This is a genomic window from Mesorhizobium sp. M0296, from assembly GCF_040321675.1.
Lineage (GTDB): Bacteria > Pseudomonadota > Alphaproteobacteria > Rhizobiales > Rhizobiaceae > Mesorhizobium.
In genome coordinates, this window is record NZ_JAMYRZ010000007.1 from 123,579 (window position 1) to 144,186 (window position 20,608).

A 20,608-nucleotide genomic window follows, 5' to 3' on the forward strand; every position below is an offset into this window, starting at 1 on the left:
TCCCTGGAAAACTCACCTTCGACTAGCCGCCGACTGGCGGAAAATCCAGCCCGATGACGCCGAAGGGTGAACAGATTCAGTTTGAACTAAAAGATTTGCCGTAAACCTTATCGGGAACGTTTGCTTTGCAGTTACCCGGTCTGTGTTATTTAGAGTACCATCATGTTGCAGCGCCTGATATCCGATCGAAAAATACATGTCCTGGTCGCGACGCCCTCGGGCGTTTCGGGGCAGGGCGGCATCGACCGCATCATGGGGGCGCTGAAGCAGGAGTTCGAACGGCAAGAAATCGCCGACATCGATGTGTGCTTCCTTGCCAGTCGTGGCCCGGGGCATGTCGGACTTTCGATCTTCTATATGCTCGGTTTTTGCTTACGGATGCTTAAAGCGCGTCTGGCTGGACGCGCCGATGTCATTCATATCAACATCTCAGTTTCCGGCAGCACCTACCGCAAGATGGTGATCGCCGCCTGCGCACGGCTGCTGTCGATACCCTACGTCCTGCATTTGCACGGGGCGCAGTATCAGACATTCTGGAAAGCCGATCGCGGGTTCATAAGCCGCCGTATCAAAGCTCTGTTCGAGCATGCCGATCGGGTGATCGTTTTGGGCAGGCTTTGGCGCGATTTCGTCGCCAGCCGGGCGCCGGGCGCAGCCGGCAATATCGTGATCGTGCCCAATGCGACCGAAGTCCCGTCGCTGGCGCATGTCGGCGGCGGCGACCATGTGCATATCCTGTTCCTGGGCCGCATCGGCGACCGCAAGGGCGTACCGCAATTGCTCGAGGCACTGCACCGCATGAACCCCGTCAAGAATTGGCGCGCCACGATTGCCGGCGATGGCGAAGTCGAGGCGGCACGGGCAAAGTCAGCCGCGCTGCGGATTGCAGACCGGATCGCCTTTCCGGGTTGGGTGGGACCGGACGATGTCGCATCGCTGATTTCTTCGGCCGATATTCTAGTTCTTCCATCCTTCGCCGAAAATCTGCCGATGTCGGTGATCGAAGGCATGGCAGCCGGTTTGGCGGTGGTGGCGACCCCGGTTGGCGCCGTCGAAGACATAATCACCGACGGGCAATCCGGGCTGCTGGTGCCGCCAGGCGATGTTACAGCGTTGACCGAGGCGCTGAGCCGCCTCGTGGAGAACCCGGCACTGCGGGCAAAGCTTGGTGCCGGTGCCATGGCCGTGCATCGGGAACGGCTTGAGCTCGCCCCGTTTGTCGGCGCAATCTGCGATGTCTGGCGGTCGGCGGCGTCAAGCCGTCAACCGGTCAAGCGCTGACGCCGATAATGACGGCGGCGCTTCAAGCCTGAATTCGCGGTGGAATATCTCCAAATTCAACAGCGCCCATATCAGCTTTTCGTGGTCTGCGGCACGCGTGGTGTGTTCCGAGACGATTTGATCAAGCTGTTTCGGGCTCAAATAGCTGCGGATGACGGAGTGAGGCGAGCAAAGATGGTCATGCACGTAGTTCCTCATCGATCCGCGAAACCATTCGGCGACAGGTACCTTGAACCCGACCTTGCGGCGGCTGAGAATTTCCTCCGGGAGGATATTGGCCATGCTGTCGCGCAGGATCTGCTTGCTGTGCAACCAACCCAGCCTGTAGCGATCGGGCAATTTGCTGACGAATGAAACCAGGTCGCGATCGAGGAACGGCATTCTTCCTTCGATTGAACCGGCCATCATCATGTGGTCGCCTCGTTCCAGGAGATTGTCAGGCAGCCACGATGTCTGATCGAAAAACAGCACGCGGCGAAGATGGGAAGCCGCAGCGCTTGACGAGAACGGAAAGTCGTTGCGCTCATAACGGCGATTTGCGGACGCGCCGATCAGGCAAGCGCTCTGCTGCGCCGAAACGGCTCCAAACCAGGAGACCATCCGGGCGGCAAAGTCCCTTTCGCCCGCGGTGCGGGCAAATGTATCGACCTTGGCCGACGCGCCCGGCATGGCGCGTGCCAAAGGGGAAAGGACGTTATCGTGCAGCGAGGCTGGAACAAGCGACTGGTAGATCCCGGCCAGTGATTCCGCGCGATGCTTGGGATAGCCGCCGAGAATCTCGTCGGCTCCTTCTCCGGTGAGCACCATCTTGACGTCTTGCGAGGCTCGCTCCGACATCAGGTAAATTGGAATATCGCTGCTTTGCGAAACAGGTGCCCCGCGTTGGCGAACCATCGTCGGCAGATGATCCATCAGATCGCCTGGCTGGATTACAAGTTCGCAATGATCGGTCTTGAAATGATCGGCAACGCGTCGGGCGAATGCAAATTCGCTATAGGCTGCGTTGTCGAACCCGACGGAAAACGTGCGAATGGGCGTGGCGCTGTGCCTGGCCATCAGCGCGACGATAGCCGAGGAGTCGAGCCCTCCGGAGAGAAAGGCCCCAAAAGGTGCATCGCTGCGCATCCTGATCTCGACGGAATGGTCGAGCAATTCCAGAAATCGCCGCTTGGCGGTTTTTCCGTCGATCCGCTCGGTAACGGCCGCCTGGTCCGGAGGCGTATAGTAGCGCGTTTCCTTGACTACCCCTTGCGACCAGACAGCATAGCTTCCGGGATTGAGTTTGCGGATCTGTTTGAAGAGCGTGCGCGGTCCCGGCACATAACGCCAGTTCAGATACTCGTGCACGGCATCCAGATCGAGTTCCTGAGCATCTTGCTGCGATGACAACAATGCGTTGATCTCCGAGGCAAACAGCAGCAATTTTTCGCTTTGCATGAGGTAAAGCGGCTTTTCCCCGAAGGGATCCCGGGCGAGGATCAATTCCTGCCTCTGAGCATCCCAGAGTGCAAAGGCGAACATGCCGCTCAGCCGGTCGAACATTGACAAGCGCCACTGATCGTAGGCTCGGAGCAGCACCTCGGTATCGGAGCGCGTTCGAAAATGATGGCCAAGGCCGATCAGTTCCTGGCGCAGCTCGATGTAGTTATATATCTCGCCGTTGAAAATTATTTTGAGACGACCGTCCTCAATCTGCATCGGCTGATTCGACTCGGGCGCTAGGTCAATGATCGCCAGACGGCGATGAACCAATGCCAATTGTTGCTCGCCGGTATTCAGGTCCAATATCTCGGTGCCTTCGGCATCGGGACCGCGATGCCGCAATGCGTTTGACATTCTGGCGGCCCGCTCTTGTGGATTTTTAGCCCTTCGCCCGATCCATCCGGCAATTCCACACATTGTTCCCCCCTAGGCGCGCGCATTCCCCACTCAGTACAACAAATGTGTTAAACACTTCGTGCCAATACAACCCAACCGGGAGAAAGCTGCCACGGGCCGTTCCTCGATCGAGTCTGGCCGTCAGGGGTTGCCACCGGTTGTTCGCTGGTGAGGGCGAGTGATGGCACCTATGGCAGGCCCAATGCCTGCAGCATCTCCGGGTCGGGAACCGGGGGACCATCGGGCGGGATGAGGCTCATCCCATAGGGATTGGAGAACTCCCAGGCAGACCATGGAATCGCGAAGCGTTCGGCCTCTTGGCGCACTGCCTTGAGATAGCGCGAACGGTCGGCCTCAAAGGCGCCCATGCGGCCGTCCGGGGACATGAGGATAGCGCCGAATTCGCCCATGAAGAGCCGCCGGCTGGGAATGCCATGGCCTTCAGCCCAGTCGACAGCCTGGCGAAAGCTCGCCTCCAGTTGGCTCTGGCCCCAGTTCTGCTCGAAATAGTTCGCGATTGCTTGGCGCGCGGTGGCCATGTTCATGACCTGCTCGACCCTGCTCAAGCCGGCAGCGTCCATCCGCGCTCTAAGGGTTTCGGTCACCACTTCGGGTGTACTGCTGTCGGCCGGCCAGGGAAGTCCCGAAGCAAAGCTGATCGTGTCATCGGGCCGCTGGTGGGTGAAGCTGTGCGGCTCATACATATGGAAGCTGTAATAGAGGTTTGGGTCATCAAAGCCGGGGCTGAGGTTGACCAATCCGGCAATGCTGCCGCCGCAGGCGCCGGTTGCAACGATGGTAAGTTCGCTGTTGACCGCTCGAATGTCGTGGACGGTCCCTGCCATGATCCGCTGCCAGTGATCGCTGCCGCTCGCATCGCAAGGGTAGTATGCGGGCTCGTTGTAAGGTTCGAGGGCGACTTTGTCGGTGCCTATCTTGACCAGCATGACGGTGACCGCCACAACCATGTGACGATAGCGGGCAACGCCCTCGCTGTCGGCGCCGCCATAGATCATCTCCATGCTGTAGTCGGGAACCTGAGTGACGCCATGCAGGTCGAAAACCACCTTGAGGCCGGTCGACGTGATCCGCTCGACGGCGGCGGCAAGTATGTCCAGCGCCTGCTGCCGCTTGGCGTCCCCGCTGGCAAGCAGCGGGCCGGGATCGACGCTCAGCCGGACGAAGTCGAAGCCCATCGATCGGATGTGGGCAAACACCTCCCCGGCCGGCCAGTCGGTGAGCGGCCTGCTTTCCGCAAGCCACTCCTGTTCGCTGCGATAGGGCGGCCAAACGTAGGTTCCGTCTTTCGCCACCGGCGACCAGTTGAGCCACTGATGCACGCCAACGCCGCGCTTGAGAGGGATGGGCTCTGCCTCGGCCGCCACAAGCAAGGCGAGCACCCAGGCAACAACATACACCGCTTTTCGCATCGCTCCCTCCGCATGCTCGCGGGAGATATTAACCGCAACGAACGGGAAAGAAGATTGCCGGCCCGCAGCTTTTCGACGGCATGGTATACAAGGACCGAAACGTTGACGGGGCGTGCATGAGAATCGGCTGGTACATCAACCGATTGCGCAGCATGGGACCGGCCGAGGTGTTGCACCGGCTGGGCGAGCAACGTCGAAGGATCGCGTCGCGCCGCCGCGATGATGGGTGGGAGCGCTATCCATCGCCGCAGTTGCACCCAGTGCTGCCCGGATTTCGCCATGCTGCGCTGGCAGCGACCGACGCTCAACGGCAGGCCATAGCGGCGGCCGCGCAAGAGATGCTTCATGGCCGGTTTTCGGCACTCGGGCGGACATGGCCAAAGCGTGAGCCCGATCGTTTGTTTCCTGCTGAGCTTTGGCGTCTTGATCCGGTAACCGGCAGGCTTTGGCCTGGCGCCGAGGCTCATACTTTCGATATCGATTTTCGCGATGGCGGCGACCTTGGCGATATAAAATATGTCTGGGAGATCAACCGGCTGCAGCAATTGCCAGTACTGGCTGCACACCTGCTCCTCAGCGAGGACAATCGATCCCGGAGTGCCATTGAGGCGGCAATCGGCAGTTGGCATTCCGCCAATCCGCCGTACCGAGGCATTGGCTGGGCTTCCGGCATCGAAGTAGCGCTGCGAGCCATCAGCCTGATCGTCACCCTGGACCTTATCGGTGACCGGCTTGACCCGGCGACGCTGCGGAAAGCCGGTGAGATACTCGCGGCAAGCGCCTATTGGCTGCCGCGGTTTCCGTCGCGATATTCCTCCGCCAACAACCATCTCGTCGCAGAGTTGGCTGGCGAATATCTGGTTGGCCTGGCGCTCGGGGCCGAATCCGAAATTGCCCGCAGCGCCCTCTTAAATGAGACGCACAAGCAGATTCTTGCCGACGGCGCCGGTGCCGAGCAAACGCCGACCTATGCAGCCTTCAGCGCCGAACTCATCTTGCTGTGCGCCGCCGCGGCGCGCCAGGCGGGAACGCCGTTTCCCTCGGCCGCCGAAGCGCGTCTGGGCGCCTTCGCCAATTTCGTCGGCTGGCTGCCACAGAAAGCCGCCCGCTTCGGCGACGACGATGAGGGCCATGTGCTGAAGCTGGGCGACGAGCCGAACTATATCCGATCCGTCGCGGCCGCCATCCACGGCTTACTGGGGACGCCGGGCAACGCGCCGGAGCCTGACGATTTTCGTTCGCTTTTCTTTGGTGCGCCGTCAGGCCCGGCGCCCGCGGTGCATGGCTTGCAGACATTCACGCAAGGCGGGCTCTCCGTCTGGCGCGGAGCAATGAATGGCCGCAATGTCGAACTGACGTTCGACCATGGACCGCTCGGCTATCTCTCGATAGCGGCGCACGGCCATGCCGACGCGCTGTCGCTCACCCTGTGCATCGACGATGAGCCGGTGCTGGTCGATCCTGGCACCTGGCTCTACGGTTCGGGAGGCGCATGGCGCGACTGGTTCCGCTCCACACCGGCGCACAACACGCTGAACATCGAGGGCAAGAGCCAAAGCACCATCGCTGGAAATTTCAACTGGTCGCACAAGGCAGTCGCAGCGCTGGTGGAGAGCGAGCCGGGGACGCACTGGAGGCTGTGCGGTCGGCATGACGGCTATAGAAGCCGCTTCGGCGTCGTGCATCAGCGCACTTTGGCGCGCCAGGCCGATGGCATCCTCATCACCGACCAACTGCTCGGCGGCAGGCGCCAGTCCGAGATCGTCTTCCAACTGGCCGCCGGCCTCCATGCCGAGCGGCACGAAGATACGGTCACGGTATTGCGCGGCGACGAGGTACTGTTGGCCATCCGCTTTCCGGATGCTGTGCTCGATATCGGCGCCGGCGGTGATATGCCGGGCCAAGGCGGTTGGGTTTCACTGCGTTTTGGCACCAGGCAGCAAGCCGAACGCATCGCCTGGCACGGTGAAGTGGGCGAAGCCGGGATCGATATCCATCTTGCCCCAATTCACCCGCCGCAACAGCAAAAACCGGTGCCAACGTAGAGTTGCCGGGCGAGTTCCAGCCGTATTCGACATTAATTACGTTTGGACATTTAGCGGTTTCGTTACCGTTGATCTGCTAGTCTCGCACCATCCAGCCTGCTTTGCCCGCTGCGCCCCGCAACAGCCACTGGTTGCAGGCGGCGTAGCGAGTTTGGCGGGAATTTTGTGCTTTGCTATTCGCCAGATCGCCTTGTTACGACCTCAGACTGCCTTCTTACGACCAGGAGCCGCTGCATCAATGTTTTCCGAATTTGCCAGAGCGATTGTGGAAAAGCTTTCGAACGTCAATCTGACCACGCTCGGCCTGCTTCTCCTCACCGCACTGGGCAGCGCGGTGATCGCCTACTGGCGAACTGCCGAACATAAGTCCCTCAGGGACTTTTTCGACTTCGCCTTCCCACAGGAAGTCATCCTGCACCCGTCGGCGCGAGCCGACGCCCTGTTCTGGATCACGAAACGGGCGATGATGCCTTTCCTGCTTATTCCTGCCGGCGTCACCTTCGTCGTCGCGGTGGGCTATGGCACACGCGAGGCAATTGGCTGGCTCCTTAACATCCACGCGCCGCTTCTCGGCGGCCCGGCGGGACCGGTGACGATCGTCATCTTCACCGCAACCATGCTGGTCGCCTATGATATTTCATACTACCTCTACCACGTCGCCCAGCACCGTTTCCCGTTCCTGTGGGAATTGCACAAGGTACATCATTCGGCCGAAGTGATGGTGGGGATCACCAAGGACCGGGTTCATCCGCTGGACGATCTGATCAACCGTATGTGGGATGGCGTCATCCCGGGCATCTGCTTCGGTGTCTGGAGCCTGATCGCACTCGATCCGGTAGAGGTCGCTATCTTCGGCATCAACGTCTACGTCATCCGCAACATCCTGATGATGGACTTTGTTCGCCATACGCATCTCAAGATATCGTTCGGCTCGTTGAACAACATCATCCTGTGTCCGCACTGGCACCAGGTGCATCACAGCATCGACCCGCGTCACTACGATAAGAATTTCGGCCTGCTTTTTTCGTTCTGGGATCGTCTGTTCGGAACGCAATTTGTCCCGGAGCCGGATGAAGACCTGAAATTTGGCCTGGTCGATCGCGATGTGCGCGATTACCAGTCGCTCTTTGGGCTCTACATCCTGCCGCTCAAGAAGATGGCAAGGCATGTCATGCGACTGTTTCACAGACGGCCCAATGTGGTCGCGCAGCCACAGGACAGTTCTCCTTCATGAACACCGCTGTTTCCATCGACGTCCTAGGCGCGGAGCGCCTGGAAATCGTCCGTTCGGCGGATCGCCTGGCTGCGGTCGAAGCCGCTTGGATGGAGCTTTGGCATCGTACCGACGGGCTGATCTTTCAAAGCCATGCCTGGATTTCGGCATGGTGGAGTACCGTACAACGCCGTGACCAGCGCGCGTTGCGGATCGGCCTGGTCTGGAAGGGCGAGAGACTCGTTGCTGTCGTTCCGCTGGCGATCGGCAGGCGCAGGGGGCTGCGGTTTCTCGAATGGGCGGCCGGCAGCTATACCGACTATGGGGATATTCTCGTTGCTCCGGAATGCTCGTTATCGGCGCTGCAGGAGCTATGGACCCAACTCTGCGATGCAGGTGGCTTCGATCTTGCCTTGATCAGTCGTCTCTCGCCGGATGCGGCGGCCCGCAAAATTTTCACGCCGGGAGCTTCCGGCGGCATCAGGCTTCGTCACTTTCACCGAACGGAAGTCAGCTATCGCGTTGCCGGACAATGGGAAAGCGGAGCGGCATGGTTCGCGAACCAGTCGAAAAAGACGCGCCAGAACTATCGGCGCGGCATCAAAGCGCTGGAAGAAACCGGAGAGGTGAGATTTCGCCTGCTTGCCCCCGACGAGCCGCTGCAACCGGTACTGGAGCGCCTCGCGGCCTTGAAGCGGAAATGGCTGACCGAGCGCATGCGTGAATCAGACCTCTTCGAAGAGGGCGTGCCGGTACTCGCCGCGCTCGTCGATGCGTTGGCGCGCGCCGGCGTGCTGCATATCTTCGTCCTCGAATGCAATGGCGTGATGGTCGCGGTGTCGATCAACTTCGTCCAGCACGACGTGATGATGGCCTTCGTGACGACGTTCGATCCGGATTTCGGCCGGGCGTCGCCGGGTGTGATCCTGTTGATGGATTACGTGCAGTGGTCGATCGATCACGGCTTGAGCACGGTCGATTTCCTCTGTGGCGCAGAGTCGTTCAAACACAAATTCTCAACGCAGGCGGTTACGCTGGAATCCGTCATCGGGACGCGCACGGCACAGGGCGCGCTTGCATCTCTTGCCGATCGTGTCCTCCAGACCGTCAGGCATATGCGCGAGCGTTCATCGGCACCACCAGAGGGACGCGATACGCCCACTCAAGCCGAAGCAGCCTTGGACTAAAGCGCGTCGCATTCGATCGGCCTCATGCGACGCGCTTTAGATTCTTGTTTTATACATGGCGTTATCGCAAAATCGCTGCACACTTTTGCGCGACATGCTTTAGAAGGGTTCGTCGTTTCACGGAAACGCCGAACAGCTCCATCTTTTGTTTTGACGCAATTCCGGACGAAAACCGTTCACACTTTTCCTGGAATTGCTGTAGCAGCCCGCTCGCAAAAAGCTCAAATGAAGCGCGGGATCGGACCGTTTTGCGGCGTGGTGCGGTCGCCGAGATCGAGGAAGATTTCGTCGATGTAGCACCATCCCCAGCCTTCCGGCGGATCGTAGCCTTCGATGACAGGATGGCCGGTTGCCCGAAAATGCTTGGTGGCATGACGGTTGGGCGAGTCGTCGCAGCAGCCGACATGGCCGCATGTGCGGCAGAGCCGCAGATGCACCCACTGCGAACCGCTCTTCAGGCATTCCTCGCAGCCGAGCGCGCTCGGCGTCACGTCGCGAATGTCCCCGGCGTGCCTGCATTCGTCTGCCATCATGCGCTCCTGACCAGTTGTGGCGCCACGGCGAGGCTGCCGTTTCGCGCGAGATATGCATGCAGCGCTGCAACCACCTGGGCGCCTTCGCCGACGGCAGCGGCGACGCGCTTGATCGAGCCGGAGCGCACGTCGCCGATGGCGAACACCCCGCCGCGGTTCGTCTCCAGTGCACCACGTTCCTGGCCAATGTCAGATCCGGTGCGAACGAAGCCCTTCGCGTCCAACGCCACGCCGCATTGCGCCAGCCAGTCGGTGTTCGGATCGGCGCGGATGAACAGGAAGAGGTGGCGGATCGGACGTGCTGTCTCGGTGTCGCGGTTGCGCCAGCGCACTTTGCCAAGATTGCCGTCGTCGCCTTCCAGTGCCGCAATCTGCGTCTCAGCCAGCACTTCGATGTTCGGCTGTGCCCTGACGCGCTCCACCAGATAGCGCGACATGCTCGCATCGAGGCTGCTGCCGCGCGCCAGCAGCCATACCTTCTTCACATGCGCCGCCAGGTAGACGGCAGCCTGACCAGCCGAATTGCCGGCGCCGACCAGGGCTACCTCTTGCCCGGCGCAAAGCCGCGCTTCGATCGGCGAAGCCCAGTAATGCACGGAGGTTCCCTCGAATTGCGCCAGGTTTGCCATGTCGAGGCGGCGATAGCGCGCTCCGCTGGCGATCACCACCGACCGTGCCCGCACGGTCTCTCCGCCGCCGACGGCGAGCGTGTAGTGGGCACCGGACGTGTCGCTTGCGCTGCCCAGCAGCTTCGCCTCGTCCGGTATCACCATCTCGACGCCGAATTTCTGCGCCTGGTTGTAAGCGCGCGCCATCAGCGCCATTCCCGAAATGCCGGTCGGGAAACCGAGATAGTTCTCGATGCGCGAGGAGGCGCCCGCTTGTCCGCCAAAGGCACGGCAATCGAGCACGATCGTCGACAACCCTTCGGAAGCCGCATAGACGGCCGCCGCGAGGCCGGCCGGTCCGGCGCCGACAATGACCGCGTCGTACAGCTTGCCGGCGTCGATCGGCCTCACCAGGCCGATGCAGCGGGCAAGCTCGTTCTCTCCGGGATTGAGCAGCAGCTTGCCGTTCGGACAGAGCACGATCGGCAAATGGTGGATATCGACATGGAAGCGTTCGATCAGGGTCCTCGCGCAGGGATCGGCAGCCGAATCGAGAACGCGATGCGGCTGACCGCTGCGAGCCAGAAAACCTTGCAGCCTCAAAACGTCGCCGCTGTCGACCGGTCCGACAATGATCGGGCCGGCTGTGCCGCTCTCGAGCAGGCCGACACGGCGCAGGATCAGCGCCCGCATGATGCGCTCGCCGAGGTTTGCTTCCTGCACCATCAGGTGCCTCAGCCTTTGCGAGGGGATGACGAGCGCCTCGACCGGCTCGACCGTCTCCACATCCACCAGTGAGGGCCGGGCTGAAAGCTGCGCCAACTCGCCGACGAAATTGCCCGCACGATGCGTGACGATGGTTTCGCGCCGGCCGAAGCTGCCGCCCTGGATGATATCCACCTTGCCGGACAGGACCACGATCAGACCGGGCGCCAGCTCGCCAGCTTTGACGATCTGTTCGCCTGCAGCATAGGACACGGCTTCGCCGAAACGGCCCATGCGGTCCAGGTCCGCCTCAGCCAGCACTGGAAACATCTGATCGCGACGGGCAATGGAGATCGGATTGGCGGATTGAGACATGGTTCGAACCTATCGCCGGTTTCCGACAGTTTGAAGCGGTTTTTGCGGCTTGCGGCCGGTAGGAACCTGGCTCGCCTGTCGGTAAACGCTGTGTGCTTCGCTTCGCAGTTAACTGACGTCGGCCGTGCGACGGTGTCGTCGCGACGTGCCTCACGATCCGTTGCATCTCCTTGATTTGTTTGATTTGCGCATCCCGGCAAACCCGGCGCATGCTGCTTCAGCCGGCACCTGTCTAGGCCGGCCAGGCCCGGCGGGCCGTCCTGTGTCAATCTCTCGGCCGCCGGGCTTCTGGATAGCAGAAAACGGCCTGTGTCCGAGCACTCCGCAAACTGCCCTGCGGCCTGTTGTTCGGCGGGTGCTCAGGCAGCTACCTGAAGCACAATCTTGCCGCGCGTGTGCTGCTTCTCGAGCTGTTCCTCGGCCCTGGCGACTTCCTCAAGAGGATAGATTGCCTGCACGAATGGCCTGACCTTCCCGGCGTCGATGAGGCGGCTGATCTCGGCAAGCTGCGCCGCGTTCGGCTTGGTCAAATAGGAAACGCCGCGAGCCCGATGCAGGCGGGCCTTCTCCGCCGACGGTTCGGAAAGCGTTGAGACGAGCGTCCCGCCGGGCTTGAGCACGTCCCACGAGCGGTCCTGTGTTTCACCCGCTACCAGGTCGAAGACGAGGTCGACGTCCTCGACAAGCTCCTCGAAGCGCTGGTTCTTGTAATCGACCGCCTGGTCGGCGCCAAGCGCGCGGACGAAATCGAAATCCTGCGCGGACACGGTCGTCGCGACAAACGCGCCCGCGGCCTTTGCGAACTGCACCGCCAGATGACCGACGCCGCCGGCGCCGCCATGGATAAGGACCCGCTGCCCGGATTTGAGGCCGCCGTGATCGAAAAGGCCTTGCCACGCGGTAAGGCCCGCAAGTGGCACGGCGGCGGCTTCGGCGTGGCTTAAGCGTTGCGGCTTCGCCGCCGCCTCCGTTGCCTTGACGACGACATATTCGGCGTTGCCGCCGCGGTCGTTGCCGAGCATGGCATATAGCGGATCGCCCTTCTTCAGCGTATGGGCCCGCGTGCCGCACAGTTCCACCACGCCGGATACGTCGCGGCCGAGCGTGACGGGCAGATCCGCGCCCGAAGAGCCCTCGCGAACCTTGTAGTCGACGGGATTGACGCTTGCCGCGTAGACCTTGAGCGTGACCTCGTCGTCATGCGGCTGAGGCAACGGAACCGCGTCCAGCGAAAGAACCTCCGGTCCACCAAAATCGTGGATACGGACGGCCTTCATCGTAATCATGGCTTGCTCCTCGTCGGGTTGCAGTCCAGTTCGCTCTGAACAGTTTCGCCGGCAGGCCGGCGTCTATCCAGCCGGCGGTTCGGTCGTAGCAAAGGCCGGCCGGTGGTGCGCCGTCAGTGTATCGTTTGCGAATGCTCGCCGCCGGGTTGCGAGATGCCGCTCAGCGCTTCACCTGCTGTCGCCGTCTCGCTGTTGGTGGCGAGGTCGCCCAGCGAAACGATGCCGACCAGGCGCTTGTCGCGGTTCAGCACCGGCAAGCGGCGCACTTTCAGGTCAGCCATGTTGCGCAGAACATCCTCCGCGTCTTCGTCTTCGAAGCAATACCTGACCTCGGTGCTCATCACTTCCCGTACCTTGGCGTCAGGTGTCTTGCCTTGGGCGACGCCGCGGATTGCGATGTCGCGATCGGTTACCATGCCGACAAGCCGATCGTTCTCGCCCACCGGCATTGCGCCGGCGTCGAGGCGACCCATCATTTCTGCCGCATCGCGCAGGGTTTGCTGCGGACTGGCGATCTCGACGTCCTTTGTCATGCAGTTGCCAACTTTCATTTTAACCTCCCTTGGTTGCAGGGCCCGCCGCCGGTTCCATGATGGAAGGGTGAATGAGCGCCAGCGCAAAACGTTCCATGGCAAGACCCGTTTCGAGCGCTTCGCCGAAATCACCCTTGCCATCCTCCACCCGACCGCCCTTCAGGCGGTCGGCCCGGGAAAGGTCGGTTCCGAAGGAATTTCGGAAGGCGTGCCGGGAGGAACTCCGATCGGCTCCTGGTCCGGCGTCGGAATTGGATCCGGCGAGGGCGGGGGTACGCCTGGAGGTTCTCCCGGCGGAGTCTCCGGCGGGGCAGGCGGCCGGGCCGGCTCCGGATTGGGATTGTCCGGCAGTGGATTCGGGTTGTTCGGATCGGGGTTGTTCATCGATCACTCCCCTAACATTTGTGGCCTGATCTCCGCCGGAGCGGGGGTGCGGGAGCGGCGAGCAGGCTCTCTTGTCCTAAACCGAGGGGAAGCAAAAGCGTTCCCGCACCCGATGCCAAGCGCGGTGCAATCTATCGGGCTATCGGGCGGTTCCAAGGCTGGCATACATCCCGTTGGTGCGGAACTGCGTCGGGTTGATGCCGTAGAGGCGGCGGAAGACCTTCGAAAAATAATTGGCATCCTCAAAGCCGCACATGATGGCGACTTCCTTGACCGGCAGGAAATCGGCCTTCGTCAGCAACTTCGCCGCGCGCTGCAGTCGCTGCTGCAGCACGAATTCGGCGGGCGGAAGACCTTCACTCTCGGCGAAGCAGCGCGAGAAATGCGCGCGGCTCAGGCCGCTGATCTCAGCGAGATCGGCAACGCGGAGCGGCCTGTCGAGATTGGCCCTGATGTGATCGATGACCGGCTGCATGGCGCTCTTGTCGTCGGTGACGGCATGCGAGCCGAAGACATCGTCGTAGAGCGCCATGGCTGCTTCATAGGCGACGGCCGAGGCGGCTCCCGGCGAGACCGCGCCCGTGATCAGGCGCACACTGCAATCAGCCAGATGATCGATCGTCGAGGGCTGCAGCCGCAGCACCGGACCGACGGCGGCAAGGATCGACTTGTGGATGCGCAGTGCCTCCTCGCCGTTCATCGATATCCAGAAGAACTCCCAGCGTTCGCCCTTGGCCAGCCAGTAACGGTGGTTGTGCGGCACGAGAACCAGCAAAGTGTCGCCCTTTTGCAGGCGGTAGTTCCGGTTCTCGTAGCGCAATCGGCCAGTGCCGCTGATCGTATGCTGGAGCACGGTAAACGGCGTCAGGCCGCGCTTGCGCCCATCCCAGTCGTAGACCTCGTTCTCGCGCACTTCATAGCCGGTGCTTGTCGGCATGGTGTGTAGGCGCTGGCGCCCGCGCGGCAGCGATACCGTCCTGCCCGCCGGCCCGATGTCGATCAAGTTCCGCAGCACAAAATTACCCCTAAAAGCATAATCCTTCTCTGGTCGCGTGCCGAATAAGGCGCATAATCCCTCGAGAAAAGCAAAAGAAACCGCGGTCAAAGAGCGGATGGGAGGAAGTGCTGGATTCCAGCCTGCATAGCGTGGCAGGCGGGCCAGGCCTCTTTTCGCCGCCTTTGCCCTAGCGTTCGATCAGGTCGAGGTGAGGCTGATGAGTTTCAAGATCGCTATCATCGGTGCGGGAAGCGTCGGGTTCACCAAGAAGCTCTTCACCGACATTTTGTGCGTTCCTGAATTCAGGGATGTCGAATTCGCATTGACCGATCTCAGCGAGCGCAACCTCCAGATGATCAAGTCGATCCTCGACAGGGTCGTCGAATTCAACAGGCTGCCGACCAAGGTTACGGCAACGACAGACCGCCGTGCTGCCCTCGAGGGCGCCCGCTACATCATCAGCTGCGTTCGCGTCGGCGGTCTCGAAGCCTATGCGGACGACATCCGAATTCCCTTGAAGTATGGCATCGACCAGTGCGTCGGCGACACGATCTGCGCCGGCGGCATCCTCTATGGCCAGCGCAACATTCCGGTAATCCTCGATTTCTGCAAGGATATTCTCGAAGTCGCCGAGCCTGGGGCGAAATTCCTGAACTACGCCAATCCGATGGCTATGAACACCTGGGCGGCGATCGAATATGGCAGGGTCGATACCGTCGGCCTCTGCCACGGCGTCCAGCATGGCGCCGACCAGATCGCCGAAGTGCTCGGCGCCAAGTCGCGCACCGAGCTCGACTACGTCTGCTCCGGCATCAATCACCAGACCTGGTTCATCGACCTGCGTCTCAACGGCCGCAAGATCGGTAAGGACGAGCTGGTTGCCGCCTTCGAGGCGCATCCGGTCTATTCGCAGCAGGAAAAGCTGCGCATCGATGTCCTGAAGCGCTTCGGCGTCTATTCGACCGAAAGCAACGGCCATCTTTCCGAATACCTGCCCTGGTATCGCAAGCGGCCGGACGAAATCACCCGCTGGATCGACATGTCCGACTGGATCCACGGCGAGACCGGCGGCTACCTTCGCTATTCGACCGAAACGCGCAACTGGTTCGAAACAGAATTCCCGCAATTTCTGGAGTCCGCCGCGAGGCCGATCGACCCCGCCAAGCGCTCCAACGAGCATGCCAGCCACATTCTCGAGGCGCTGGAGACGAACCGCGTTTATCGCGGCCATTTCAACGTCAAGAACAACGGCATCATCACCAACCTGCCGCAGGACGCGATCGTCGAGTCGCCCGGCTTCGTCGACCGCTTCGGTATCAACATGGCCTCCGGCATCACGCTGCCGGAGGCCTGCGCCGCCACTTGCATTTCCTCCATCAACGTCCAGCGCATGTCGGTTCATGCGGCGATCTCCGGCGATATCGACCTGCTGAAGCTCGCGGTCCTGCACGACCCGCTGGTCGGCGCGGTTTCGACGCCGGAAGAGGTTTGGCAGATGGTGGACGAAATGGTCGTCGCCCAGGCTCGCTGGCTGCCGCAATATGCCGATGCGGTGCCGGCCGCGAAGGAACGGCTTTCGAAATCCAGGATCAAGACCCGCGAATGGGCCGGTGCGGCAAGGCGCGACGTCCGTTCGATCGAGGAATTGCGTGCGGAAAAAACGGCTCTCAAGCAGGCCGTCTGAATTTCGCCAGGACGGATCGCGGCGAGCTTTCGGGAGGATTTTCCGCACCCGTCTGTACATTCGTTCGAGGAGAAATGGAGCGGCGTCAACGCGCTCCTGAACAACAGGGAGGAGAGACGATGAGGAATTTTCGAAACATTGGCATTCTCGCCGGGCTGGCGCTTAGCGTCTCGGCCTCGGCGCTGAACGCGTATGCATCCGAGCCGACCGTGCCGCCGGTGCCCGCGCAATTCCCCGCCGAGGGAAAGATCAAATACGTCGCGCGCGACTCCATCCTGGAATTCAAGGCACTGCCGGAATATCACGAACCGGATTGGGTCACCGAGAAATACGTCAAGGCGGGCAAGCTGCCGCCGGTCAAGGACCGTTTGCCTAAGGAGCCGCTGGTCTTCAAGACCGGCAATATGCCGGATGGCATCGGCGTTTACGGCGATACGATGCGTCATGTCATCGGCGGCCGGCCGGAGGGTTGGAACTATGGCGCCGGCCAGACGCAAGGCTGGGGCGGCATCGACATCGGCCTTTCCGAATGCCTGACGCGCACGGCGCCGCTGTTCCAGGTCGAGGCCAAGGACACGGAGCCGCTGCCGAACCTCGCCAGGAGCTGGGACTGGTCCAAGGACGGCCACGCGCTGACGATGCATCTGGTCGAGGGCGCGAAATGGTCGGACGGCGTTCCGTTCAACGCCGACGATGTGATGTTCTACTGGGACGACGAGGTGATCGACCCCAATGTGTCGCCGCTGAACGGCGCGACGCAGGAGACCTTCGGCGTCGGCACGACGTTGAAGAAAATCGACGACTACACCGTCGAGTGGACGTTCAAGGACGCCTTTCCGAAACAATATCTTTACGCCATGGCTTACGGCACCTTCTGTCCGGGCCCGTCGCACATCCTCAAGCCACAGCATCCGAAATATTCGAAGAACACCTACGAGCAGTTCAAGAACGCGTTCCCGCCGGAATATATGAACATGCCGGTGATGGGTGCCTGGGTGCCGGTGGCATACCGCCCCGACGACATCATCGTCATGCGTCGCAATCCGTACTATTGGAAGGTCGACGAGAAGGGCAACCAGCTGCCGTATCTCAATGAACTGCACTACAAATTGTCGACCTGGGCCGACCGCGACGTTCAGGCCGTCGCGGGAGCCGGCGACTTCTCCAATCTGGAGCAGCCGGAGAACTTCGTCGCCTCGCTGAAGCGCGCGGCGCAAAAGGACGCACCGGCACGGCTTGCGTTCGGCGCGCGGCTGATCGGCTATAATCTGCGCATGAATTTCTCAGCCAATGGCTGGGGCAACCCCGACGAGCGCGGACAGGCGATACGCGAGCTGAACCGCAACGAGGACTTCCGCAAGGGCGTCACCATGGCGCTCAACCGCAAGGCGCTCGGCGACTCGCTGGTCAAGGGTCCGTTCACTGCCATCTATCCGGGCGGCTTATCCTCGGGCACGAGCTTCTACGACCGGAAGTCGACGGTCTACTACCCCTTCGATCTCGAAGGCGCCAAGGCGGAACTCGCCAAGGCAGGCCTGAAGGACACGGACGGCGACGGCTTCGTCAATTTTCCTGCAGGTACCGCCGGCGGCAAAAATGTCGAGATCGTGATGCTCGTCAACAACGACTACACCACCGACAAGAGCCTTGCCGAAGGTATAGTCGCCCAGATGGAAAAGCTAGGGCTGCGGATCGTGCTGAACGGACTCAACGGCACCCAGCGCGATGCCTCGCAATACTCCGGCCGCTTCGACTGGCTGGTACGGCGCAACGATCAGGAGCTGACTTCCGTCGTCCAGAATACCGATCAACTGGCCCCGGTCGGTCCACGAACCAGCTGGGACCATCGTGCGCCGGAAAACGGCGAGGTCGATATGATGCCTTTCGAGAAGGACCTCGTCGACATCGTCAACAAATTTGTCTCGTCCGCGGACAATGACGAGCGCGCCAGCCTGATGAGAGAGTTCCAGAAGATCTCGACCGAGCACGTCTACAATGTCGGCCTGACGGAATATCCCGGCGCGCTGATCATCAACAAACGCTTCTCCAACATCCCGCAGGGCACGCCGATCTTCATGTTCAACTGGGCCGAGGATTCGATCGTCCGCGAGCGGGTCTTTGTCGCTGCCGACAAGCAGGCCAAGTACGAGCTGTTCCCCGAAGAGCTTCCCGGCAAGCCCGGAGACAAGGGCCCGATGAACTAGGTTTACCTCCCCTGACTGAGAACTCCGGCCGCGCCCCTTGGGGCCCCCGCACAAAGCAAACCTCCGTATGATCAAAGAGAGCGACCGGCCAGACAAGGAAGCGGACCGACCGATGTTGCGATTCCTGCTCACGCGCATAGCGTCGGCGATCCCGGTCCTCGCCATTCTGAGCCTGGTCACCTTCGCCATCATCCAGGCGCCGCCGGGCGACTATGCCGACTACATCCGCTCGCAGTTGATCAATCAGGGCGGGGCCTCATTCGCCGAGGCCGACGCGCAGGCCAAGGCCTATCGGATAGAACATGGTCTCGATAAGCCGCTGCCCGTCCAGTATTTCAACTGGATCGGCGGCATCATCACCCGCGGCGATTTCGGCTACAGCCTCTATTACAATAAGCCGGTGGCCGATGTGGTGGGCGAGCGGCTGCCGCGCACGCTGCTCCTGGCGCTGGTGTGCCATCTGCTGGCCTCGGTCCTCGGTATCACCTTCGGCATATGGGCGGCGACCAGGCAGTACAGCTGGATCGACAGTACGCTGTCAGCGATTTCCTTCCTCGGCATGACGGTGCCGCGCTTCCTGATGGCGCTGATCATCGTTTATTTGCTGGTCTTCCAATTCAACGTCTCCGAGATCGGCAGCTTCTTTTCGCCGCAATTTGGCGGGGCGCCGTGGTCCTGGGCGAAGTTCGTCGATCTCGTCCGGCATGTCTGGCCGGTTGTCGCCATCGCCACCTTCGGCGGGCTCGCCTACAACATGCGGGTGATGCGCGGCAATCTGCTCGACACGCTGAACGCGCAATATGTCGAAACCGCTCGCGCCAAGGGCCTCAGCGGCGGTGCGGTCGTGATGCGCCATGCGGTGCCCAATGCGCTGCATCCGCTGGTCATGTATCAGGGCGTGGTGCTGCCCTATATGCTGACCGGCGAGATCGAGACCGCGATCATCTTTGCCCTGCCGACCGTCGGCCCGGCGATCGTTGGCTCGATGGCGGTCGGCGACGTCTATGTCACGGCGACATTCATGATGGTGCTGTCGGCGACGCTGATCGTCGGCAACATCATCGCCGACATGCTGCTCGTCATGCTCGATCCGCGTGTGCGCCAATATGCAGGGTCCTGAGATGCTTGCTTTCGAGTCCTCGCTGCCGCCACTTGCCGAGGAACCGGCCAAGATCAAGCCGCGCGGCAATGAGAGTTACATCGCACTCGTCTGGCGCCGCCTGAAACGGTCCTGGACCGGCATGGCCGGGCTCATCCTGGTCGCGTTTCTGGTGCTGCTGGCGGTGTTTGCCGACTTCTTCGCACCGATGGATCCCAAGGTGACCGATGTCGGCTTCGCCCCGCCGCAGGTGATGAGCTTCCATGACAAGGACGGCAACTTCGTCTTCCAGCCACGCGTCTATGCCCTGGCGGATTCGGAAGACCTCGACCCGGTTACCTTCCAACCCGTCGTCGGGCCGGACTACGACCATCCGCGGCTGCTCGGCTTCTTCGTCAAGGGAGCGGAGTACAGACTGCTCGGCCTGCTTCCCGCGAACCGGCACTTCTTCGGCTCGACCGACGGCCAGCCGGTGCACTTCCTTGGCACCGACAAATTCGGTCGCGATGTGCTGGCTCGTGCGATCTATGGTTCGCGCATCTCGTTGATGATCGCATTGACCGTGGTCTTCATCGTCACCGTGATCGGCACGACGGTCGGCATGGTGTCGGGCTATTTCGGCGGCACATTCGACGTCTGGGTCCAGCGCTTCGTCGAACTGGTGCTCGCGTTTCCGCAATTGCCGCTTTATCTGGCGCTGACCTCGCTGGTTCCGGTGACGGCGCCGACGAATGTCTTCCTGGCCTTCGTGATCGTCGTCATGTCGGCACTCGGCTGGGCGCAGATGTCGCGCGAAGTGCGTGGCAAGACCCTGGCACTGGCGCGGATCGACTACGTTCGTGCGGCGATGGCGGTCGGCGCCACAGATGGCCGCATCATCATGCAGCATATTTTTCCAAACGTGATGAGCCACGTCATCGTTGCGGTCACGTTGGCAATCCCCAGCGTCGTCCTGCTCGAATCCTTCCTCGGTTTTCTCGGCTTCGCGGTGAAGCCGCCGCTGATCTCCTGGGGCCTGATGCTGCAAGACACCGCGACCTATTCGGTCATCGGCACTTATCCCTGGATCCTTTCGCCGGTCGGCTTCGTGCTTGTCACCGTCTTCGCGTTCAACGCGCTTGGCGATGGACTGCGCGATGCGGTCGATCCTTATTGAGCATGACATG

The 20,608-nt window shown here is 61.4% G+C and carries 15 protein-coding genes; 8 read left to right on the forward strand and 7 right to left on the reverse strand.

All coding sequences use genetic code 11. From position 1 onward, the window contains the following. Positions 1-162 precede the first annotated feature (162 nt). The gene (locus tag NKI97_RS09700) at positions 163-1,281 is read left to right on the forward strand and encodes a glycosyltransferase family 4 protein (RefSeq protein WP_352743567.1); all 1,119 of its coding nucleotides are present in this window, start codon (positions 163-165) and stop codon (positions 1,279-1,281) included. Here the strand turns inward: NKI97_RS09700 and asnB are convergent. Both asnB and NKI97_RS09710 read right to left on the reverse strand, forming a co-directional pair. Beyond that, positions 1,255-3,180, reverse strand: a complete 1,926-nt coding sequence (asnB, locus tag NKI97_RS09705) for an asparagine synthase (glutamine-hydrolyzing) (RefSeq protein WP_352833746.1) — start codon at positions 3,178-3,180, stop codon at positions 1,255-1,257. The two genes, NKI97_RS09700 and asnB, sit on opposite strands and share 27 nt — an antisense overlap. 167 nt (positions 3,181-3,347) lie before the next feature. Then, the gene (locus tag NKI97_RS09710) at positions 3,348-4,589 is read right to left on the reverse strand and encodes a glycoside hydrolase family 5 protein (protein WP_352833748.1); all 1,242 of its coding nucleotides are present in this window, start codon (positions 4,587-4,589) and stop codon (positions 3,348-3,350) included. Between the two features lie 116 nt (positions 4,590-4,705). Between NKI97_RS09710 and NKI97_RS09715 the strand changes: the two genes are divergently transcribed. The 3 genes from NKI97_RS09715 (at position 4,706) to NKI97_RS09725 (ending at position 9,034) form a co-directional block, all read left to right on the forward strand. After that, positions 4,706-6,634, forward strand: a complete 1,929-nt coding sequence (locus NKI97_RS09715; RefSeq protein ID WP_352833751.1) for a heparinase II/III family protein — start codon at positions 4,706-4,708, stop codon at positions 6,632-6,634. A gap of 238 nt (positions 6,635-6,872) precedes the next feature. Next, positions 6,873-7,868: a sterol desaturase family protein gene (locus tag NKI97_RS09720; protein WP_352449641.1), complete on the forward strand. Its 996-nt coding sequence runs from the start codon at positions 6,873-6,875 to the stop codon at positions 7,866-7,868. Further along, a complete protein-coding gene (locus tag NKI97_RS09725; protein ID WP_352833754.1) occupies positions 7,865-9,034 on the forward strand; it encodes a GNAT family N-acetyltransferase in 1,170 nt (389 codons plus the stop codon). The genes NKI97_RS09720 and NKI97_RS09725 overlap by 4 nt, the downstream gene beginning before the upstream one ends. Before the next feature lie 221 nt (positions 9,035-9,255). On the opposite strand, the gene NKI97_RS09730 is transcribed toward NKI97_RS09725, so the two are convergent. From NKI97_RS09730 to NKI97_RS09750, 5 genes are all read right to left on the reverse strand, one after another. After that, the gene (locus NKI97_RS09730) at positions 9,256-9,567 is read right to left on the reverse strand and encodes a UBP-type zinc finger domain-containing protein (RefSeq protein ID WP_036238601.1); all 312 of its coding nucleotides are present in this window, start codon (positions 9,565-9,567) and stop codon (positions 9,256-9,258) included. Next, positions 9,564-11,255 carry an FAD-dependent oxidoreductase gene (locus NKI97_RS09735; protein ID WP_352833756.1) on the reverse strand — a complete coding sequence of 564 codons (1,692 nt, stop codon included), beginning with the start codon at positions 11,253-11,255 and terminating at the stop codon, positions 9,564-9,566. Before NKI97_RS09735 ends, NKI97_RS09730 begins: the two co-directional genes overlap by 4 nt. Before the next feature lie 359 nt (positions 11,256-11,614). After that, positions 11,615-12,541 carry an NADP-dependent oxidoreductase gene (locus tag NKI97_RS09740; protein ID WP_352449638.1) on the reverse strand — a complete coding sequence of 309 codons (927 nt, stop codon included), beginning with the start codon at positions 12,539-12,541 and terminating at the stop codon, positions 11,615-11,617. A 113-nt stretch (positions 12,542-12,654) separates the two neighbouring features. Then, positions 12,655-13,092, reverse strand: a complete 438-nt coding sequence (locus NKI97_RS09745) for a CBS domain-containing protein (protein ID WP_352472517.1) — start codon at positions 13,090-13,092, stop codon at positions 12,655-12,657. Between the two features lie 505 nt (positions 13,093-13,597). After that, positions 13,598-14,473, reverse strand: coding sequence for an AraC family transcriptional regulator (locus NKI97_RS09750; RefSeq protein ID WP_031211896.1), 876 nt, complete (start codon positions 14,471-14,473; stop codon positions 13,598-13,600). Between the two features lie 199 nt (positions 14,474-14,672). Between NKI97_RS09750 and NKI97_RS09755 the strand changes: the two genes are divergently transcribed. From NKI97_RS09755 to NKI97_RS09770, 4 genes are all read left to right on the forward strand, one after another. Next, on the forward strand, positions 14,673-16,139 hold the full coding sequence (locus NKI97_RS09755) for an alpha-glucosidase/alpha-galactosidase (protein WP_352449637.1): 1,467 nt from the start codon (positions 14,673-14,675) through the stop codon (positions 16,137-16,139). Positions 16,140-16,258: 119 nt separating this feature from the next. Then, positions 16,259-18,343, forward strand: coding sequence for an ABC transporter substrate-binding protein (locus NKI97_RS09760; RefSeq protein ID WP_352743573.1), 2,085 nt, complete (start codon positions 16,259-16,261; stop codon positions 18,341-18,343). A gap of 112 nt (positions 18,344-18,455) precedes the next feature. Next, positions 18,456-19,463 (forward strand): ABC transporter permease, encoded by a 1,008-nt coding sequence (locus tag NKI97_RS09765; protein ID WP_352452370.1) that lies wholly within the window; start codon positions 18,456-18,458, stop codon positions 19,461-19,463. 1 nt (position 19,464) lies between these two features. Beyond that, complete coding sequence (locus NKI97_RS09770; RefSeq protein WP_352452365.1) at positions 19,465-20,598, forward strand: ABC transporter permease; 1,134 nt, start codon at positions 19,465-19,467, stop codon at positions 20,596-20,598. The last annotated feature ends 10 nt before the right edge of the window (positions 20,599-20,608 follow it).

What these genes read in the sequence shown, in the direction of transcription:
- NKI97_RS09700 (WP_352743567.1), top strand. Translation starts at nt 163, where the DNA reads ATGTTGCAGCGCCTGATATCCGATCGAAAAATACATGTCCTGGTCGCG.
- asnB (WP_352833746.1), bottom strand. Translation starts at nt 3,180, where the DNA reads ATGTGTGGAATTGCCGGATGGATCGGGCGAAGGGCTAAAAATCCACAA.
- NKI97_RS09710 (WP_352833748.1), bottom strand. Translation starts at nt 4,589, where the DNA reads ATGCGAAAAGCGGTGTATGTTGTTGCCTGGGTGCTCGCCTTGCTTGTG.
- NKI97_RS09715 (WP_352833751.1), top strand. Translation starts at nt 4,706, where the DNA reads ATGAGAATCGGCTGGTACATCAACCGATTGCGCAGCATGGGACCGGCC.
- NKI97_RS09720 (WP_352449641.1), top strand. Translation starts at nt 6,873, where the DNA reads ATGTTTTCCGAATTTGCCAGAGCGATTGTGGAAAAGCTTTCGAACGTC.
- NKI97_RS09725 (WP_352833754.1), top strand. Translation starts at nt 7,865, where the DNA reads ATGAACACCGCTGTTTCCATCGACGTCCTAGGCGCGGAGCGCCTGGAA.
- NKI97_RS09730 (WP_036238601.1), bottom strand. Translation starts at nt 9,567, where the DNA reads ATGATGGCAGACGAATGCAGGCACGCCGGGGACATTCGCGACGTGACG.
- NKI97_RS09735 (WP_352833756.1), bottom strand. Translation starts at nt 11,255, where the DNA reads ATGTCTCAATCCGCCAATCCGATCTCCATTGCCCGTCGCGATCAGATG.
- NKI97_RS09740 (WP_352449638.1), bottom strand. Translation starts at nt 12,541, where the DNA reads ATGATTACGATGAAGGCCGTCCGTATCCACGATTTTGGTGGACCGGAG.
- NKI97_RS09745 (WP_352472517.1), bottom strand. Translation starts at nt 13,092, where the DNA reads ATGAAAGTTGGCAACTGCATGACAAAGGACGTCGAGATCGCCAGTCCG.
- NKI97_RS09755 (WP_352449637.1), top strand. Translation starts at nt 14,673, where the DNA reads ATGAGTTTCAAGATCGCTATCATCGGTGCGGGAAGCGTCGGGTTCACC.
- NKI97_RS09760 (WP_352743573.1), top strand. Translation starts at nt 16,259, where the DNA reads ATGAGGAATTTTCGAAACATTGGCATTCTCGCCGGGCTGGCGCTTAGC.
- NKI97_RS09765 (WP_352452370.1), top strand. Translation starts at nt 18,456, where the DNA reads ATGTTGCGATTCCTGCTCACGCGCATAGCGTCGGCGATCCCGGTCCTC.
- NKI97_RS09770 (WP_352452365.1), top strand. Translation starts at nt 19,465, where the DNA reads ATGCTTGCTTTCGAGTCCTCGCTGCCGCCACTTGCCGAGGAACCGGCC.